This is a genomic window from Mesorhizobium sp. WSM4313 (assembly GCF_002294725.1).
In the GTDB taxonomy this organism is placed as follows: Bacteria; Pseudomonadota; Alphaproteobacteria; order Rhizobiales; family Rhizobiaceae; genus Mesorhizobium.
On sequence record NZ_NSFT01000011.1, the window covers coordinates 61428 to 79396 of the forward strand.

General features: G+C 63.9%; 17 protein-coding genes. 11 read left to right on the forward strand and 6 right to left on the reverse strand.

From position 1 onward, the window contains the following. Positions 1–5 precede the first annotated feature (5 nt). Positions 6–878 (forward strand): helix-turn-helix transcriptional regulator, encoded by an 873-nt coding sequence (locus CK219_RS22495; protein WP_095768949.1) that lies wholly within the window; start codon positions 6–8, stop codon positions 876–878. Positions 879–1163: 285 nt separating this feature from the next. On the opposite strand, the gene CK219_RS22500 is transcribed toward CK219_RS22495, so the two are convergent. After that, positions 1164–1793, reverse strand: a complete 630-nt coding sequence (locus CK219_RS22500) for a TetR family transcriptional regulator C-terminal domain-containing protein (protein WP_095769027.1) — start codon at positions 1791–1793, stop codon at positions 1164–1166. Between the two features lie 230 nt (positions 1794–2023). On the opposite strand from CK219_RS22500, the gene CK219_RS22505 reads away from it, so the two are divergent. After that, positions 2024–3352, forward strand: coding sequence for an aspartate aminotransferase family protein (locus CK219_RS22505; protein WP_095768950.1), 1329 nt, complete (start codon positions 2024–2026; stop codon positions 3350–3352). A 90-nt stretch (positions 3353–3442) separates the two neighbouring features. On the opposite strand, the gene CK219_RS22510 is transcribed toward CK219_RS22505, so the two are convergent. Next, on the reverse strand, positions 3443–4081 hold the full coding sequence (locus CK219_RS22510; RefSeq protein WP_095768951.1) for a TetR/AcrR family transcriptional regulator: 639 nt from the start codon (positions 4079–4081) through the stop codon (positions 3443–3445). A gap of 121 nt (positions 4082–4202) precedes the next feature. Here CK219_RS22510 and CK219_RS22515 point away from each other — a divergent pair, with 121 nt between their 5' ends. The 3 genes from CK219_RS22515 (at position 4203) to CK219_RS22525 (ending at position 7349) form a co-directional block, all read left to right on the forward strand. After that, positions 4203–5453, forward strand: a complete 1251-nt coding sequence (locus tag CK219_RS22515; protein ID WP_095768952.1) for a Zn-dependent hydrolase — start codon at positions 4203–4205, stop codon at positions 5451–5453. Between the two features lie 64 nt (positions 5454–5517). Then, positions 5518–6969, forward strand: a complete 1452-nt coding sequence (gene hydA / locus CK219_RS22520; RefSeq protein WP_095768953.1) for a dihydropyrimidinase — start codon at positions 5518–5520, stop codon at positions 6967–6969. A gap of 2 nt (positions 6970–6971) precedes the next feature. Continuing rightward, a complete protein-coding gene (locus tag CK219_RS22525) occupies positions 6972–7349 on the forward strand; it encodes a hypothetical protein (RefSeq protein WP_095768954.1) in 378 nt (125 codons plus the stop codon). 86 nt (positions 7350–7435) lie between these two features. On the opposite strand, the gene CK219_RS22530 is transcribed toward CK219_RS22525, so the two are convergent. Continuing rightward, complete coding sequence (locus tag CK219_RS22530; RefSeq protein WP_176477124.1) at positions 7436–7846, reverse strand: cupin domain-containing protein; 411 nt, start codon at positions 7844–7846, stop codon at positions 7436–7438. Positions 7847–7959: 113 nt separating this feature from the next. Between CK219_RS22530 and CK219_RS22535 the strand changes: the two genes are divergently transcribed. The 5 genes from CK219_RS22535 to CK219_RS22560 all read left to right on the forward strand — a co-directional run bounded on the left by CK219_RS22535 (position 7960) and on the right by CK219_RS22560 (position 12861). Beyond that, positions 7960–8751, forward strand: coding sequence for an ABC transporter ATP-binding protein (locus tag CK219_RS22535; RefSeq protein WP_095768956.1), 792 nt, complete (start codon positions 7960–7962; stop codon positions 8749–8751). A gap of 463 nt (positions 8752–9214) precedes the next feature. After that, positions 9215–10093, forward strand: coding sequence for an ABC transporter permease (locus CK219_RS22545; protein ID WP_095768957.1), 879 nt, complete (start codon positions 9215–9217; stop codon positions 10091–10093). Further along, a complete protein-coding gene (locus tag CK219_RS22550) occupies positions 10090–11244 on the forward strand; it encodes an ABC transporter permease (RefSeq protein ID WP_095768958.1) in 1155 nt (384 codons plus the stop codon). The genes CK219_RS22545 and CK219_RS22550 overlap by 4 nt, the downstream gene beginning before the upstream one ends. A gap of 39 nt (positions 11245–11283) precedes the next feature. Next, on the forward strand, positions 11284–12255 hold the full coding sequence (locus CK219_RS22555) for an ABC transporter substrate-binding protein (protein ID WP_095768959.1): 972 nt from the start codon (positions 11284–11286) through the stop codon (positions 12253–12255). A gap of 168 nt (positions 12256–12423) precedes the next feature. After that, on the forward strand, positions 12424–12861 hold the full coding sequence (locus CK219_RS22560) for a CHRD domain-containing protein (RefSeq protein WP_095768960.1): 438 nt from the start codon (positions 12424–12426) through the stop codon (positions 12859–12861). Positions 12862–12926: 65 nt separating this feature from the next. Here CK219_RS22560 and CK219_RS22565 read toward each other — a convergent pair whose 3' ends face one another. The 3 genes from CK219_RS22565 to CK219_RS22575 all read right to left on the reverse strand — a co-directional run bounded on the left by CK219_RS22565 (position 12927) and on the right by CK219_RS22575 (position 16761). Continuing rightward, entirely contained in the window at positions 12927–14576 is a 1650-nt protein-coding gene (locus tag CK219_RS22565; protein ID WP_095768961.1) for a thiamine pyrophosphate-binding protein, read from the reverse strand. Further along, positions 14573–15745, reverse strand: a complete 1173-nt coding sequence (locus tag CK219_RS22570; RefSeq protein WP_095768962.1) for a CaiB/BaiF CoA-transferase family protein — start codon at positions 15743–15745, stop codon at positions 14573–14575. The genes CK219_RS22565 and CK219_RS22570 overlap by 4 nt, the downstream gene beginning before the upstream one ends. 83 nt (positions 15746–15828) lie before the next feature. After that, entirely contained in the window at positions 15829–16761 is a 933-nt protein-coding gene (locus tag CK219_RS22575) for an alpha/beta hydrolase (RefSeq protein WP_095768963.1), read from the reverse strand. 194 nt (positions 16762–16955) lie between these two features. On the opposite strand from CK219_RS22575, the gene CK219_RS22580 reads away from it, so the two are divergent. Continuing rightward, positions 16956–17966 (forward strand): ribonuclease, encoded by a 1011-nt coding sequence (locus CK219_RS22580; RefSeq protein ID WP_095768964.1) that lies wholly within the window; start codon positions 16956–16958, stop codon positions 17964–17966. Positions 17967–17969 lie beyond the last annotated feature (3 nt).

Sequence of the window (17969 nt, forward strand, 5' to 3'; positions counted from 1 at the left end):
GGCGTATGGATGCCGTTACCCATTCCCCCGAAGATCATCGCCGGCGCGAGCTCGGCGCCTTCCTGCGTTCCCGTCGCGAGCGGCTTTCGCCGGATACCGCCGGTATCGCCTGCGGCGCGCGGCGGCGCACGCCGGGCCTGCGGCGTGAGGAAGTGGCGATGATCGCCGGTGTCGGCACGACCTGGTACACATGGCTGGAGCAGGGCAGGGACGTGCGGCCTTCGGTCGAGGTGCTCTCAGCGCTCTGCGAAGCGTTGCGGCTCGACGCCGCCGAGCAGCGGCATCTGTTCACGCTCGCCGGCCGCCAGCAGCCGGAGCGGCGCCGCATCGTGCAGGGCAAGGTCGAGGGGCCGCTGCTGCACATGCTGCAGAGCCTGGTCCTGCAGCCCGCCTATGTCGTCGGCCCGCGCTGGGACGTGCTGGCATGGAACGATGCGGCCGTCGCTATTTTCGGCGATTACGGCCTGCTGGAGGGCGACGCCCGCAACATCATCCATGGCGTCTTCACCGATCCGCACCGGCGACATCTGCTGGTGGATTGGGAACAGCTGGCGCGCGCGACCCTTGCCGCCTTCCGCGCCGAGAGCGCGAAATACACCGGCGATCCGGATTTCGAGCGGCTGATCGAGTTGATGATGCGCTCAAGCCCCGAGTTCCGCGAATGGTGGCCGCAGCGCGATGTGGTGCACCGACTCTCCGGCCTGAAGCGTCTGCGGCATCCGATCGCCGGTGCGATGACGTTCGAGCATATGAGCCTGTCGATCGACGACGGTTCGGACATGCGGCTGATCGTCTACACGCCGCTGGCGGAGCAGAACTCGGTGGTGAAGCTCAAGAAGCTGCTTGACGACCTGCCATCCGAGCGTCGTAGCGCGTGAGGTTAGTAGGTCGCAGGCCCCTCAACTTCGTCATCCACGGGCGGAGCGGGAGCGAAGCGGACGCGGAGACCCGAGGATCCATTCCGTTACTTTTGCCGTGGGTGCCAGCGGTGCAGAATTCTGGATCGTCGCGTCGCTTCGAGGTCACGGAATGGATCCTCGGGTCTGCGCTGCGTCGCTTCGCTCCTTGCTCCGCCCGTGGATGACGAAGCTGAGAGGCTTCGGCTAATCTCGAAGGACAGCAACAGCCAACCGGCTGGCAAAACGGCCCCGTCCGGCGAGACGCTAGCCCTTCGGCTTCAGCCCATCCAGGAACAGCTGCTCCAGAAACCGCGCCGCGTCCTCGAAGCGGCCGTCGCCGCCGCGGTCGGCGCCGAGCACGGCGCGCACCTGGACGTCGAAATCGGCATAGTGCTGCGTCGTCGCCCAGATCGAGAAGATCAGGTGCCAGGGATCGGTGCGGGCGATCTTGCCGGCGCGCATCCAGCCCTTGATGACGGCGGCCTTCTCGTCGACCAGCGTCTTCAGCTCGCCCTCCAGCATCGGCTTGATGCGCGGCGCGCCCTGCAGGATCTCGTTGGCGAACAGCCGGCTTTCGCGCGGAAAATCGCGCGCCATCTCCAGCTTCCTGCGGATATAGCTTCTGAGCTCCGTCAGCGGATCGCCGATGTCGTCAAGCTCGCGCAATGGCGCCAGCCAGGTGTCGAGCAGACGCTGCATCAACGTCTCGTGAATGTCCTCCTTGCGGCGGAAGTAATAGAGAAGGTTGGGCTTCGACATGCCGGCGGCTTCGGCGATCTGGTCGATGGTCGAGCCGCGAAACCCGTTGGCGGAGAAGACTTCGAGCGCGGCTTCCAGGATCAGCTCGCGCTTTTCCTGCTGGATGCGGGTGCGGCGGGGAGCGGAGCCTTCCATCGCCGCCGTCATCCGTCTTCGCGCGAGCTCTCTGGACCAATTGTCTGGACCAGTTTTTCCTTGGGCTGTGGAGCGCGCTTTTTATGCCGCATTTCCGCTAGTAATCCCTTGACCGCCGACAGGCGGTGCTAACGTTTGTCCAACCGGTCAAAAATTTGCGTAGCACGAAAACGCAGCGAAGACCAAGCGTTGGCCGCACCGAAACACGCTTACAAGGGGAAGTCCTGGTCATGTCCAACCGGCTGAAAGTCACGCCGAACGATCTCAGCGCATTTTGGATGCCATTCACGGCAAACCGCCAGTTCAAGCAGGCGCCGCGCATGTTCGTGTCCGCCAAGGACATGCACTACACCACCAGCGACGGCCGCAAGGTGCTCGACGGCACCGCGGGCCTGTGGTGCGTCAACGCCGGCCACTGCCGGCCGAAGATCACCGAGGCGATCCAGAACCAGGCCGCCGAGCTCGACTACGCGCCGGCTTTCCAGATGGGCCACCCGATCGTGTTCGAGCTGGCGAACCGGCTAGTCGATATCGCGCCCAAGGGTATGGACCATGTTTTCTTCACCAATTCCGGATCGGAATCGGTGGACACCGCGCTCAAGATGGCGATCGCCTATCACCGCGTTCGCGGCGAGGGCTCGCGCACCCGCCTGATCGGCCGCGAGCGCGGCTATCACGGCGTCAATTTCGGCGGCATCTCGGTCGGCGGCATCGTCTCCAACCGCAAGATGTTCGGCACGCTGCTCGGCGGCGTCGATCATCTGCCGCATACGCATTTGCCGGAGAAGAACGCCTTCTCGAAGGGCGTTCCGGAACATGGCGCGGAGCTCGCCAATGAGCTGGAGCGTCTCGTCGCCTTGCATGACGCCTCGACCATCGCTGCCGTCATCGTCGAGCCGGTCGCCGGCTCCACCGGCGTCATCCTGCCGCCGAAGGGCTATCTGCAGAAGCTTCGGGAAATTTGCACGAAGCACGGCATATTGTTGATTTTCGATGAAGTGATCACCGGCTTCGGCCGCCTCGGCACGCCGTTCGCGGCGGACTATTTCGGGGTCACGCCGGACATCATGACCACCGCCAAGGGCGTCTCCAACGGCGTCATCCCGATGGGCGCGGTGTTCGTCAAGAAAGAGATCCACGACGCCTTCATGACCGGCCCGGAGCACATGATCGAGTTCTTCCACGGCTACACCTATTCGGGCAATCCGATCGCCTGCGCCGCGGCGCTCGGCACGCTCGACACCTACAAGGAAGAGGGCCTTTTGACCCGCGGCGAGGAACTGGCGCCTTACTGGGAGGACGCGCTGCATTCGCTGAAGGGCGAGCCGCATGTCATCGACATCCGCAACATCGGCCTGATCGGCGCGATCGAGCTGGCGCCGATCGCCGGCAGCCCGACCAAGCGGGCCTTCTCAGCCTTCGTCAAAGCGTTCGAACGCGGCGCGCTGATCCGCACCACCGGCGACATCATCGCGCTGTCGCCGCCGCTGATCATCACCAAGGGCCAGATCAACGAACTCATCGACCATGTGCGTGAGGTGCTGAGGTCGATCGACTGACAAGCCGGAGCGGACACTCTGCCGTGGAGGGAGGGTGTCCGCGAAGCCGCCGGCTGAGGTCGACGCCGCAGCGCCGACCTTCGGTGCGATTCAGGCCGGCTGCGCGCCAATGCCGGTCAGGATCACCCGTTTGATGTTTTCCTTGGCTTCCCGCCATTGCCGGTCGGAGAGCGACTTGCCGCCGTTCAGCGTCTCGATCTGGTGGCCGAAATCGGCGTAATGCTGGGTCGTGGCCCAGAGCATGTAAAGCAGATGACGCGGGTCGACCGGGTCCATCTTGCCCTCCTCGATCCAGCGCCTGATGATCTCGACGCGACCGTCGGTCCATTCGCGCAGCGTCGATTCCATATAGTCCTGAAGCACGGGCGCGCCGTGCATGACTTCCGAGGCCCAGACCTTCGAGCCGTCCGGGTGGCGACGCGATATTTCCATCTTGGCGTCGATGTAGGCGCTGATGCCGTCTACCGGGCCGCGCGCCGCGTCGAAGCAATTGGCCGCCTGCAGCCAGATCTCGAAAATGTTCTGGACGACGGACCGGTAGAGCTCTTCCTTGGTGGCGAAATAGTAGTGGAGATTTGCCTTTGGCAGTCCCGCCAGATCGGCGATCAGCTGCATCGTGGCGCCGCCGAACCCGGCTTCCGCAAACACCTTTTCGGCGGCGAGCAGAATTGCTTTTTCATTCTCCCGCCTTATGTCCTGTCGCCGCATGGGACGGGTGGATTCGCTCATGTCTCCCCCAAGATTCTCGTTGACCGCTTGGTCAGCTTGTGTAGTCTGAAAGCTGACCATACGGTCAGGATGCAAACCACTCAAGGGGCGACAAGACCCCTGGTGAAAATGGGAACCGCAAATGGCCGCACCCGGTGAAAATCTGCGAGTGAATTCAGACCGCTTGTGGGATTCCATCATGGAGATGGCGAAGATCGGCCCCGGCATTGCCGGCGGCAACAATCGCCAGACCGTGACCGACGAGGACGGCGAGGGCCGCCATCTGTTCAAGCGCTGGTGCGAGGCCGCGGGGCTCGAAATGGGCCTCGACGAGATGGGCACGATGTTTGCCCTCCGCGAGGGCACCGATCCCAGCCTGCCGCCCGTCTATGTCGGCAGCCACCTCGACACGCAGCCGACCGGCGGCAAGTATGACGGCGTGCTCGGCGTGCTGGGCGGACTGGAAGTCGTGCGCTCGCTCAACGATCTCGGCATCAAGACCAGGCATCCGATCGTCGTCACCAACTGGACCAACGAGGAAGGCGCGCGCTTCGCCCCGGCGATGATGGCGTCCGGCGTGTTCGCCGGCGTGCTCGACCAGGCCGATGTCTACCAGCATGTCGACAAGGACGGCAAAAAGTTCGGCGAGGAGCTCGAACGCATCGGCTGGAAAGGCACCGAGAAGGTTGGCGACCGCAAGATCCACGCCTTCTTCGAACTGCATATCGAGCAAGGGCCGATCCTCGAGGACGAGGGCATCGACATCGGCGTCGTGACCCACGGCCAGGGCCTCAAATGGCTGCAGGTGACTCTGACCGGCAAGGAAGCGCATACCGGCTCGACGCCGATGCCGAAGCGCCGCAATGCCGGGCTCGGCATGGCGCGCGTGATCGAGCTGGTGCACGAGATCGCCATGGATTACCAGCCCGACGCCGTCGGCGCGGTCGGCCACATGCAGGCCTATCCGAACTCGCGCAACATCATCGCCGGCCGCACGGTCTTCACCATCGACATCCGCTCGCCGGAAAAGGAAGTGCTCGATGCCATGGATAGCCGCATCCGCGAGGGCATCGACACGATCTGCGACGCGCTCGATATCAAATACGAGATCGAGCAGGTCGGCCATTTCGACCCGGTCACCTTCGACAAGAATTGCGTCAAGGCGATCCGCGATGCCGCGGAGAGGCTGGGCTACACGCACCGCAACATCGTTTCCGGCGCCGGCCACGACGCCTGCTGGATCAACCGCGTCGCGCCGACCGCGATGGTGATGTGCCCCTGCGTCGACGGGCTCAGCCACAACGAGGCCGAGGAGATCACCAAGGAATGGGCGGCGGCGGGCGCCGATGTGCTGTTCCATGCGGTGGTCGAGACAGCTGGAATCGTTGAATGACCGCCTAGACCAGTCACCTCGCAACGCCGCTCGCAAAGAAGCGCGAAAGAACAGGGGAACAGATATGACCAAAGTCATCCGGAACGGCACCATCGTTACCGCCGACCGTACCTGGAAGGCCGACGTGCTGATGCAGCATGGCAAGATCGTCGCCATCGGCTCCAACCTGCACGGCGACCATGAGTTCGACGCCACGGGTTGCTATGTCATGCCGGGCGGCATCGATCCGCACACCCATCTGGAAATGCCCTTCATGGGCACTTATTCGGCCGACGATTTCGAATCCGGCACCCGCGCGGCGCTCTCCGGCGGCACGACCATGGTGGTCGATTTCTGTCTGCCGGCGCCGCAGCAGTCGCTGCTGGAAGCGCTGCAGATGTGGGACAACAAGACCTCGAAAGCGTCCTGCGATTATTCCTTCCACATGGCGATCACCTGGTGGGGCAAGCAGGTGTTCGACGAGATGGCTCAAGTCGTCGACCGGGGCATCACCTCGTTCAAGCATTTCATGGCCTATAAGGGCGCGCTGATGGTCGATGACGACGAGATGTACTCGTCGTTCCAGCGCTGCGCCGATCTCGGCGCGCTGCCGCTGGTCCATGCCGAGAATGGCGACGTGGTCGCAGCGCTCTCGCAGAAGCTTTTAGCCGCCGGCAACAATGGTCCGGAGGGACATGCCTATTCGCGGCCGCCGGAAGTGGAGGGCGAGGCGACAAACCGCGCCATCATGATCGCCGACATGGCGGGCGTGCCGCTCTATGTCGTGCATGTCTCCTGCGAGCAGAGCCACGAGGCGATCCGCCGTGCCCGCCAGAAGGGCATGCGCGTCTACGGCGAGCCATTGATCCAGCATCTGACGCTCGACGAGACCGAGTATTTCAACAAGGACTGGGACCATGCGGCGCGCCGGGTGATGAGCCCGCCTTTCCGCAGCAAGTGGCACCAGGATTCGCTGTGGGCCGGCTTGCAGGCCGGCTCGCTGCAGGTCGTGGCGACCGACCATTGCTCCTTCACCACCAGCCAAAAGCGCAACGGCATCGGCGACTTCACCAAGATCCCGAACGGCACCGGCGGCCTCGAGGACCGCTTGCCGGTTCTATGGACGAGAGGCGTCAACACCGGGCGGCTGACGATGAACGAGTTCGTCGCGGTGACTTCGACCAACATCGCCAAGATCCTCAACATGTATCCGAAGAAGGGCGCGATCGTCGAAGGCGCCGACGCCGACATCGTCGTGTGGGATCCGAAGCGCAAGAAGACGATCTCGGCCAAGAACCAGCAGTCGGTGATCGATTACAACGTCTTCGAAGGCGTCGAGGTGACCGGTCTGCCGCGCTTCGTCTTCTCGCGCGGCGAGCTGTCGATCGAGGAAGCGGAGGTGAAGGCCAAGACCGGCCATGGCGAGTTCGTCGCCCGCGAGCCGAACGCCGCGGTCAACCGGGCGCTGTCGACCTGGAAGGAGATTTCCGCGCCGCGCAAGGTCGAGCGAACCGGCATTCCGGCCACCGGGGTCTGACCATGCGGGCTCTTCATCTTGCGATCGCGGCGGCCGCGATGCTTGCCGCCGGTCAGGTTCTTGCCGCCGGCATCGACCTCAGCAAGCCCTATGGCGACAAATATGGCTGCATCAACCGAAACGGCCAGCAAGTGGCCGCCGACAAGATGCTGCTTCTGACCGACAAGGAACTGATCACGGCGGGCAGCGCCTGCACCTTCAGCGACAAGCAGACGCAAGCCGATGGATCGCTGGTGGTGACGGCAAAGTGCGAGGCGGAGGGCGAAGAGGGACAGGCCCCGGTAAAGTTCACCATCAAGCGCAGCGCGAAGAATGCGAAGAAGCTGGTGCTGGCCGACGAGGACGGCAATGTGATGGGCGAAGTCGCGCGATGCAAATGACGGCGATCCCGTCCGTTCCTGTGAGACGTATTCGTTCCGGCCGCATTTATGCGACGCCAAGCGATGCCGCTTGGCTGCAAAATGCCCTAAGCGACGAGGCCATCCAGTTCCGGCAGCAGGACGACGCTTTCCTGCTCGTTGGGATCGGTGCGGGCGATGACAGCCGAGGATGGGGCGCCGCTCAGGTTGGCGGGCAGATGCGGCACGCCCGCCGGAATGTAGAAGAGGTCGCCGGCCTTGACGACGATGTGATGCTCGAGCCGGTCGCCGTACCAGGTGTGGACTTCGCCGGAGAGCACGTAGATGGCCGTCTCGTGGCTTTCATGCATGTGCGCCTTGGCGCGCGCGCCGGGCGGCATGGTGAGAAGATGCATGCAGATGCCGGAGGAACCGACGGTTTCGGCGGCGATACCGGCGAAATAGCTCAGCCCCTGCTTGCCCTGATAGGTGCTTTCGGGGCGAACGAGATGACAGGTGGGTCTAGGCGACATCGGCAAGGCTCCGGGCGGCTTCGATCGGGTGGGACAGGACGAGTGGAAAGCAACGCTATCATAAAATCAACCGGATTGCGGACAGTGCGGCAGCGGCTGCGAGATGCAGGCTGCAGCCAATGACCGAACAGCCGCCAGCCGTCGTTTCGGCAAGCAAGCTCGGCCTCACTTTTCAGACCAATGACGGTCCGGTGCAGGCGCTCTCCAACGTCGATCTCACCATCGGCAAGGGCGAATTCGTCTCCTTCATCGGCCCGTCCGGCTGCGGCAAGACCACCTTGCTGCGCGTCATCGCCGATCTGGAGAAGGCGACCGCCGGGGCGATCTCCGTCAACGGCATGACGCCGGAGCAGGCGCGCGAGAAACGCGCCTATGGCTATGTCTTCCAGGCGGCGGCCTTGTTCCCGTGGCGCACGATCGAGCGCAACGTGGCGTTGCCGCTGGAGATCATCGGCCTCAGCCAAGTCGAGCAGGCGGAGCGCATCAAGCGCACGATGGAGTTGGTCAACCTTTCCGGCTTCGAGAAGAAATACCCCTGGCAGCTTTCCGGCGGCATGCAGCAGCGCGCCTCGATCGCGCGTGCTCTCGCCTTCGATGCGGACCTGCTCTTGATGGACGAGCCGTTCGGCGCGCTTGACGAGATCGTGCGCGACCATCTGAACGAGCAGCTGCTCGATCTCTGGGCGCGGACCAACAAGACGATCTGCTTCGTCACCCATTCGATACCCGAGGCGGTCTATCTGTCGACGCGCATTGTCGTGATGTCGCCGCGGCCAGGCCGCGTCACCGACATCATCGAATCGACGCTGCCGAGAGAGCGGCCGCTCGACATCCGCGAGACGCCTGAATTCCTGGCGATCGCCGCACGGGTGCGGGATGGCTTGAGGGCAGGGCATAGCTATGATGATTGAGGGGCGGGAGGATGAGCTCTCTCCTCTCCCCTCCGGGGAGAGGGTCGCCGCGCAGCGGCCGGGTGAAGGGACGGCCACTCGCGCCTTCGTCATCCTAGGGCGGAACAGGCGCGCCACCCCGCGTGTTAAGGAAGCCGGCCATCGCGATTTCGTCATCCTAGGGCGTAGCGACGCGAAGCGGAGCGCAGACCCTAGGATCCATTCCGTAATGCTGGTCGAAGGGCGTAAGCGGCTCAGAATACCCGACGAGCAGAGCGTGGCGCAGGGAGCTGTATTCTGGAACGTTGCGGAGCTCAGAAGTAACGGAATGGATCCTAGGGTCTGCGCCGCGTCGCTTCGCTCCTTGCTCCGCCCTAGGATGACGAAAAATACCCGCGCCGCAGCACTCCAGTCGAACGTGCCCGGCCTTCGCTTCGCTCCGGCCACCCTCTCCCCGTGGGGGAGAGGAGAAGGGCAGCGCTAGATGGACACCTTCCGCTCGAAAATCATCCCCGTCACCAGCATCCTCGCCGGCGTGGTGGTGCTCTGGTACGTCTTCGCCGTCATCCTCAACGCGCCGTTCCAGCGCGATCTCGACGCCAGAGCCAAGGAAACCCCCGGCGCCGTCGAATTCATCGGCAAGACGCTGGCGCAGCCGAAGCCGACGCTGCCGGCGCCGCATCAGGTGGCGGTGAATTTCTTCGAAAATACCTTCCTGCGGTCCGTCACCTCGAACCGCAGCCTGGTCTACAACGCCTGGGTGACGCTGTCCTCTACGTTGCTCGGGTTTGCCTTCGGCACGGCGCTCGGTATCGTCATTGCGGTGGGTATCGTGCATGTGGCGACGCTCGACCGCAGCCTGATGCCGTGGATCATTGCTTCGCAGACCATTCCGATCCTGGCGGTGGCGCCGATGATCATCGTGGTGCTGGCCGCGATCGGCATCACCGGCCTGATCCCTAAGGCGCTGATCTCGACCTATCTGTCGTTCTTTCCGGTCGCCGTCGGCATGGTGAAGGGCCTGCGCTCACCCGAGATCATGCATCTCGACCTGATGCATACGTATAACGCCAGCGCCTCGCAGACCTTCTGGAAGCTCAGGGTACCGGCTTCGGTGCCGTTCCTGTTCACCTCGATGAAGGTGGCGGTGGCGGCAAGCCTCGTCGGCGCCATCGTCGGCGAATTGCCGACGGGTGCGGTCGCCGGCATCGGCGCGAAGCTGCTTGCTGGCGCCTATTACAGCCAGACCATCGATATCTGGTCGGCGCTGGTCGCGGGGTCCGTCGTCGCGGCGCTGCTGGTGATGGTCGTGGGCATCGCCGGACGCCTGGTCGACCGCGCCATGGGCGGGAGGCCGGCATGAATTGGCTGAAGCCATCATGGCAATCGGTGCTGGCAATCCTGCTTTGTCTCATCGCCTTTGCGCTTGGCGCAATGACGAAGCCGGAGGCAGCCGCGCTGGCGGAGCCGGCCGCAACGCTGGCCTATCCCTATATGGGCGCGAAGGGGCTGATCATCGGGCTGCTGCTCATTGCGGCGCTGGTCTCGATGGTGAAGCTCACCCCGATCGTCGAGGCCATCGTGCTCTTCGTCGGCGCCCATGCCGCAGCCTGGCTCTTGATCAAGGGCATAGCCGGTTTCGAGGGCACGGCGCTGGCGCCGTATTTCCTGCTGCTTGCCGCGGCCTGGCTGCTGGCCTGGCGCTGCGTTGCCTTGCTCTCCTGGTTGCGTCCGAGCGGGAGCGTCGCGAGAAACGCGCTGCGCCTGATCATCCCGGCGATCTTCGGCGCCTGGATCCTGATCATCTGGGAGGCGGTGACGCGCGGCGCCGGCATCCCCTTCATTCTTTTGCCGCCGCCAAGCGCCATCGGCGCGCGCATCGCCAACTCTCTGCCGATCCTGGGGTCGGATGTGCGGCAGACGATCTTCAAGGCGGTGCTCATCGGCTACATCGTCGGCAATCTCGCCGGCTTCACCGTCGCCATCCTCGCCGACCGCGTGCCGTTCCTGCGGCGCGGGCTGCTGCCGATCGGCAATATGGTTTCGGCGCTGCCGATCATCGGTGTCGCGCCCATCATGGTCATGTGGTTTGGCTTCGACTGGCCGTCCAAAGCCGCGGTGGTCATCATCATGACCTTCTTCCCGATGCTGGTGAACACCGTCGCGGGGCTTGCCGCATCCGGACATATGGAACGCGACCTGATGCGCACTTATGCATCGGGCTACTGGCCGACGCTGCTCAAGCTCAGGCTGCCGGCGGCCATGCCGTTCATCTTCAACGCGCTGAAGATCAACTCGACGCTGGCGCTGATCGGCGCCATCGTCGCGGAGTTCTTCGGAACGCCAGTGGTCGGCATGGGATTCCGCATCTCGACTGAAGTCGGGCGGATGAACATCGACATGGTGTGGGCCGAAATCGCAGTTGCAGCACTGGCGGGTTCGGTCTTTTATGGCGTGGTCGCTCTCATCGAGAGAGCCGTCACGTTTTGGCATCCCTCTGTCCGAGGTGGATAGGGGCGGTGGGTTTGGGTGCTAACTTCAGAGGGTAATAAGATGAAAAGACTGCTGATTTCTGCTCTGGCCGGCGCCATGTCGCTGGCCGCCTTCCAGGCGATGGCCGCCGACAAGGTGACACTGCAATTGAAATGGGTCACGCAGGCCCAGTTCGCCGGCTATTATGTCGCCAAGGCCAAGGGCTTCTATGACGCCGAAGGTCTCGACGTCGACATCAAGCCGGGCGGCCCGGACATTGCGCCCGAGCAGGTGATCGCCGGCGGCGGCGCCGACGTCATCGTCGACTGGATGGGCGGCGCGCTCGCGGCCCGCGACAAAGGCGTGATGCTGGTCAACATCGCCCAGCCGTTCAAGAAGGCGGGCATGGAACTGGTCTGCCCCAAGAACGGCCCGATCAAGACGGAAGCCGACTTCAAGGGTCATACGCTGGGCGTCTGGTTCTTCGGCAACGAATATCCGTTCTACGCCTGGATGAACAAGATCGGCCTCAAGACCGATGGCGGCCCCGACGGCGTGACCGTGCTCAAGCAGAGTTTTGACGTGCAGCCGCTGATCCAGAAGCAAGCCGACTGCATCTCGGTGATGACTTATAATGAATACGGTCAGGTGCTGGACGCCGGCTACAAGCCGGAAGACCTGGTCGTGTTCAACTACTCCGCGATGGGCAACGACCTTCTGGAGGACGGGCTCTACACGCTCGAGGACAAGCTCAAGGACCCAGCCTTCGAGGACAAGATGGTGCGCTTCGTGCGCGCCTCGATGAAGGGTTGGAAATACGCCACGGAGAACACCGACGAGGCGGCCGAGATCGTCGTGGACGCCGGCGGCCAGGATGAGAACCACCAGAAGTTCATGATGAAGGAAGTGGCCAAGCTGGTCGACAATGCCGACGGCAAGCTGATCCCGGCCGCTTACGAGCGCACCGCCAAGGCGCTGCTCGACCAGAAGATCATCAGCAAGGAAGCGAGCGGCGCCTACACGACCGCGATCACCGACAAGGCGATCAAGTAAGCTCCGCTCTAGCGCGGAAGTCGGAAAGGGGCGGGCGACCGCCCCTTTCTCGTTGCCCCGCGGTAAAATAACCGTGTGCGCCGGGATACATCGGGCCGCTCAGCCGTTGATTGGCGCATCCGCGCGCCGGGGAGCCGCGAAGGATGCTGCAATCAACGGAGGTTCTTCATGCGCATCCTATCCGTGCCGATGCTTTCGGCCTTGGCCGTTTCGACCGCCTTCCTTCTTGCATCGCCGGCCTTGGCCGAGATGGTGAAGTACAAGGCGACGCTCGACGGCAGTCAGCAGAGCCCGCCCGTCACCACCAAGGGCAAGGGAACCGCCACGCTCACCTTCGACACCACAAGCAAGAAGCTCAGCTGGAACGTCAAATATTCCGGCCTTAGCGGGCCTGCCGTGGCCGCCCACATCCACGGCCCGGCGGATATGGGCGCAAACGCGGACCCGGTCATCCCGTTCAAGAAGCTGAAGAGTCCGATCAAGGGATCGGCGACGTTGACCGACGCGCAGGCAGCCGATCTGGAAGCCGGCAAATACTACGTCAACGTCCACACCGCCAAGAACAAGGACGGTGAGATCCGCGGCCAGATCGAGAAGGCGATGTAAAGACGCAAAAGGGGCGGTTCACCGCCGCTTTTGTCGTGCAGCCGGCAGAAAGGCAGCAGGCTGCCTTACGCCTTGTTGCGGATCTGCGTCAGCGTGCGGGTCGGCGTGATCGCTTCGGGATCGAGCTTGATCTCGACGATCGCCGGCTTGCCGCTGGCGCGCGCGCGCTCGAAGGCCGGCGCGAAGTCGGCGGTTTTTTCCACCGTCTCGCCATGGCCGCCATAGGCGCGGGCGAGCGCCGCGAAGTCAGGGTTCTTGAGGGTGGTGGCGACGACGCGGCTTGGATATTCCCGCTCCTGATGCATGCGGATCGTGCCGTAAATGCCGTTGTTGACGACGATCACGACGATCGGCAGGTCATACTGGACAGCCGTCGCGAACTCCTGGCCGTTCATCAGGAAGCAGCCGTCGCCGGCGAAGGCAACCACAGTGCGATCCGGGAACAGCGACTTGGCGGCGACCGCCGCGGGCGTGCCGTAGCCCATCGAGCCGGACGTGGGCGCCGCCTGCGTGCCGAAGCGGCGCGAGCGGTAGAAGCGATGCACCCAGGTGGCATAGTTGCCGGCGCCATTGGTGAGGATGGCATCTTCCGGCAGAACCTTTCCGAGGTAGTCCATGATCGGGCCCATCTGGACGGCGCCCGGGCCGGTCTGCGGCGGCGTCGACCATTCGAGATAGGCGGCGTGCGCCTTTTCCGTCTCGGCCACCCAGGCAGGCTTGGCCGTTGGCTTGCGCCTGGCGAAAGCCTCGACAAAAGCGGCGGGCGACGCGTTAATCGCTATCGTCGGCCGGTAGACGCGGCCGAGCTCGCCGGCATCGGCATGAACATGCACCAGTGCCTGATCGGGGTAGGGGCTCTTCAGCAGCGTGTAGTCGGAAGACGGCATCTCGCCCAGGCGGCCGCCGATCAAAAGCACGACGTCGGCCTGCTTGATCCGCTCCGCCAGCTTGGGATTGATGCCGATGCCGACATCGCCGGCGTAATTCGCATGCAGATGGTCGAACAGCATCTGGCGCCGGAAGGAGCAGCCGACCGGCAGTGACCAGGTCTCGGCGATCTGGCGCATATGCGCCACCGCTTCCTCGTTCCAGCGCGTGCCGCCGAGAATGACGAACGGCCGCTTGGCGTTGCTCAGCAACATCTCCAGCGCGTGGAGCTCGGCTTCACCGGGACGCGTCTCGACCGGCGTGTGCGGGAGCGCTTCCGGCGCCTCGACCTCGTCGGTCAGCATGTCTTCCGGCAGCGAGATGACCACCGGGCCGGGACGGCCGGAGGTTGCGACGGCGAAGGCACGGGTCACGAATTCTGGAATGCGCGCGGCGTCGTCGATCTCGACCACCCATTTGGCGATGTCGCCGAAGAAGCGCTTGTAATCGACTTCCTGGAAGGCCTCGCGCTCCTTGGCGTGGCTGGCGACCTGGCCGATGAACAGGATCATCGGCACAGAATCCTGCATGGCGATGTGGACGCCGGCCGAAGCGTTGGTGGCGCCGGGGCCGCGGGTGACGAAGCAGATGCCGGGCTTGCCGGTCAGCCTTCCCTGGCAGTCGGCCATCATCGCAGCACCCCCTTCCTGGCGGCAGACGATGGTGCGGATCGAAGAGTCATGCAGCGCGTCGAGGACGGCGAGATAGGATTCGCCCGGAACGCAGAAGATGCGGTCGGTGCCGTTCGCTTCCAGCGCCTCGACGATCAGTTGTCCGCCGGTCTTCATTTTGCTCTCTCCAATTCGGCAAGGATTTCGTCCGTGTGCTCGCCAAGGCGCGGCGAGGGGCGTTCATAGACGAGCGGCGTGCCCGACATCACCATCGGCGCGCGCACCGAAGGCAGGCGATTGCCGTGGCCGTCGTCGAGATCGAGCCGCATGCCGCGCGCGATGGTCTGTGGGTCGTCGAACATCTGGCCAATGGTGTTGATCGGGCTTGCCGGCACACCGGCAGCGTCGAGCTTCGCCAACAGCGGATCGCGGTCCCAGGTGCTCAGCGTCGCGATGATCAGCTCGCGCAGCTTGGCGCGATTGGCGACGCGGGCGGGATTGGTGGCGAAATCCGGATTGGCGGGCAGATCGGTCAGCCCGACCGCCGCGCAGAACTTGCCGAACTGGCCGTCATTGCCGACCGCCAGGATGATGTGGCCGTCCCTGACCGGCAGCACCTCGTAAGGGGCGATGTTCATATGCGCATTGCCCATCTGCACCGGCGACTTGCCGGAAATCAGATAGTTGAGGTTCTGGTTGCCGAGCGCCGAGATCTGACTGTCGTAGAGCGCCATGTCGATGTGCTGGCCTTCGCCGGTCTTTTCGGCGTGGCGAAGTGCCGCCTGGATGGCGATCACCGAATAGAGGCCGGTAAAGAGATCCGAGATGGCGACGCCGGCCTTCTGCGGCTCGCGGCCGGGCTCGCCGGTGATCGACATCATGCCGGCCATGGCCTGGATGATGAAATCGTAGCCGGCGCGCGGCGCGTAGGGACCGTCCTGGCCAAAGCCGGTGATCGAGCAATAGACGAGGCGCGGATTGATCGCCTTCAGGCTCTCGTAATCGAGGCCGTATTTCTTCAGGCCGCCGAGCTTGAAATTCTCGATCAGCACGTCGGCGGTAGTGACCAGCTTGCGCAGCGTCTCGGCACCCTCGGGCTTGGAGAAATCGACGGCGATGGAACGCTTGCCGCGATTGCAGGAGTGGTAATAGGCGGCCGACAGGTTCTCGCCGTCATGGCTCATGACGAAGGGCGGACCCCATTTGCGGGTGTCGTCGCCGCCATCGGGGCTCTCGACCTTGATGACATCGGCGCCGAGATCGGCGAGCAATTGCCCGGCCCAGGGACCGGCCAGGATGCGGGCGAGCTCGATAACGCGGATGCCTTTCAGCGGAGGTTCGGCCATGGATCACCGTAATGGGGTCGGAAACGCAGGCTCTATCAACAGCAGCCGCACCTGTCACGGCCCTTGCAGTGGGCCAAGCCGGATCAGGATTTCAGCACGCTGTCCGCCCAAGCGACGAAATCATTCATGACGGCATCGCGATTGATCTCGTTCAGGCTTTCATGGCGGGTTTCCGGGTAAACCTTTGAAACCAGATTCGAAAAGCCCATTGCCTGCATGCGCGTTGCCAGGTGATGGACCGCCTTGCCGTAGTCCGACGCAGGGTCCTTCTCGCCACCGACAAGGTTGATGAAGAGATCGCGGCGGACGCCGGTGAAGCTGGAATCCTTGCCGGCGTAAAGCGCCATGTCGACTACGTCGCGCCACATCGAGACCGACGCATCCCAGCCGCAGAGCGGGTCGGCGATATATTTGTCGACCTCGACCGGGTCGCGCGACAGCCAGTCGAACAGGGTCCGGTGATTTGGCACCGCCTTGCCCCAAGCCTGGAAGGTGAGCTTGGGCAGAAGCCGCGACGGCACGTCGGAGCCGAGCCGCATCCGCTCCCAGCCTAGAATGCCAAGCGCCAGTTGCCCGAGCCGGCCCTGCGAGAAATTGCCGTTCCAGATCGCGGCGGCATGGACACGCCCGGAATGGCGCAGGACAAAGTTCAGCGCCACCGAGGCGCCCAGCGAATGTCCGAAGGCGATCACCGGCAAGCCGGGATGCTCGGCCGCGATCAGGTCGCGAACGGCGTCGACATCGGCGATCACCTTGGCGATGCCGTCGCTATCGGCGAATTTGCCGAGCGGCGCGTCGGACGCCTTCGTCGCGCCATGGCCGCGATGATCGTGGGCATAGACGTGGAATCCGCGCGGCGCGAGATAATCGGCAAAGCGGGCATAACGCGCCGCGTGCTCGGCCAGTCCATGGTTGATCTGGACCACGGCGCGTGGCTTCGCCTCCGCGTGTTTCACATAGAGGTTGAGGTCGGCCCCGGTCGGTGAGGCCAGGCTGGTCATTCTGTCGAATGGCATGTGTCGCTCCCTCGGCGACTGTTGGGCGCGGCGTTTGCCGGCGTCAAGAGGATGAGCGCGCTTGCGAACATGCCAATGGGAAGCGCTCAGCTGGGGATTGTTTTTTCGAGCGGCGAAAAAGATCGCAATTCTGACACGTCGACTGTTCTAGTGTGACGTATCCAATACGGTTCAATGATCGCCAGGAGAGCGGGATGCGGGTTTGGGCATTATGGGGTTCGATGGTGCTGGCGCTGGCCGGCGCCGGGGTGGCGCATGCCGACGTGAAGATGAGCGGCACGTTCGTTGCCGACAGCGCCTGCCCGGCGACGCAGGCCATCAAAAGCGGCAAGAACCCCGGCAACATCTCGACCGAAGCCGGCAAAAGCTACGACCTTCTTGCCGGCAACAAGGACGAGCCCACGCACTACCTTATCCAGGTGCCGGGCGCCGACCCAGAGCGGCGCTGGGTGAAGATCAGCTGCGGTCATGTCAGCGGCGGCAGCGCTGCGACCATGCCGGCGCCTTCCGGCCAGGCCAAACCGTCGCCGTCAGCCTCCGGAAAACCCGAATATGTCTTTGCGCTGAGCTGGCAGCCGGCTTTCTGCGAGACGAAGGCGAGCAAGCCCGAATGCAAGGCACAGAGCCCGAGCGAGTTCGATGCCTCGCACTTCACGCTGCATGGGCTGTGGCCGCAGCCGAACGGCAATTTCTATTGCCAGGTCTCGGCGAACGACAAGGCCAATGACAATCCGGCGCATTGGGGAGACCTGCCGCCGGTCGAGCTCGACGCAAAGACGCGTGCCGAGCTCGACCAGGTGATGCCGGGCACGGCGTCCAGGCTCGAGCGCCACGAATGGATCAAGCACGGCACCTGCTACGGCAAGAACCAGCAGGACTATTTCTCCGACGCGCTGAACCTGATGCGGGCGGTGAACGCCTCGGCGGTGCGCGATCTGTTCAACAAGAACATCGGTAAGCAGCTGACGTCGGATGCGATCCGCGGCGCCTTCAACCAGGCTTTCGGTCCCGGCGCCGGGGATCGCGTACGCGTGTCCTGTCTGGTCGACCCGTCGAGCGGCAGGCGTATGATCGGCGAGATCACGCTCGGCCTGTCCGGTCCGATCGGCCCGGACAGCAAGCTGGCCGATCTCCTGATGGCGTCTGCGCCGACAGCCAAGGCCGGCTGCCCGAAGGGCACGGTCGACGCGATCGGTTTTCAATAGGCG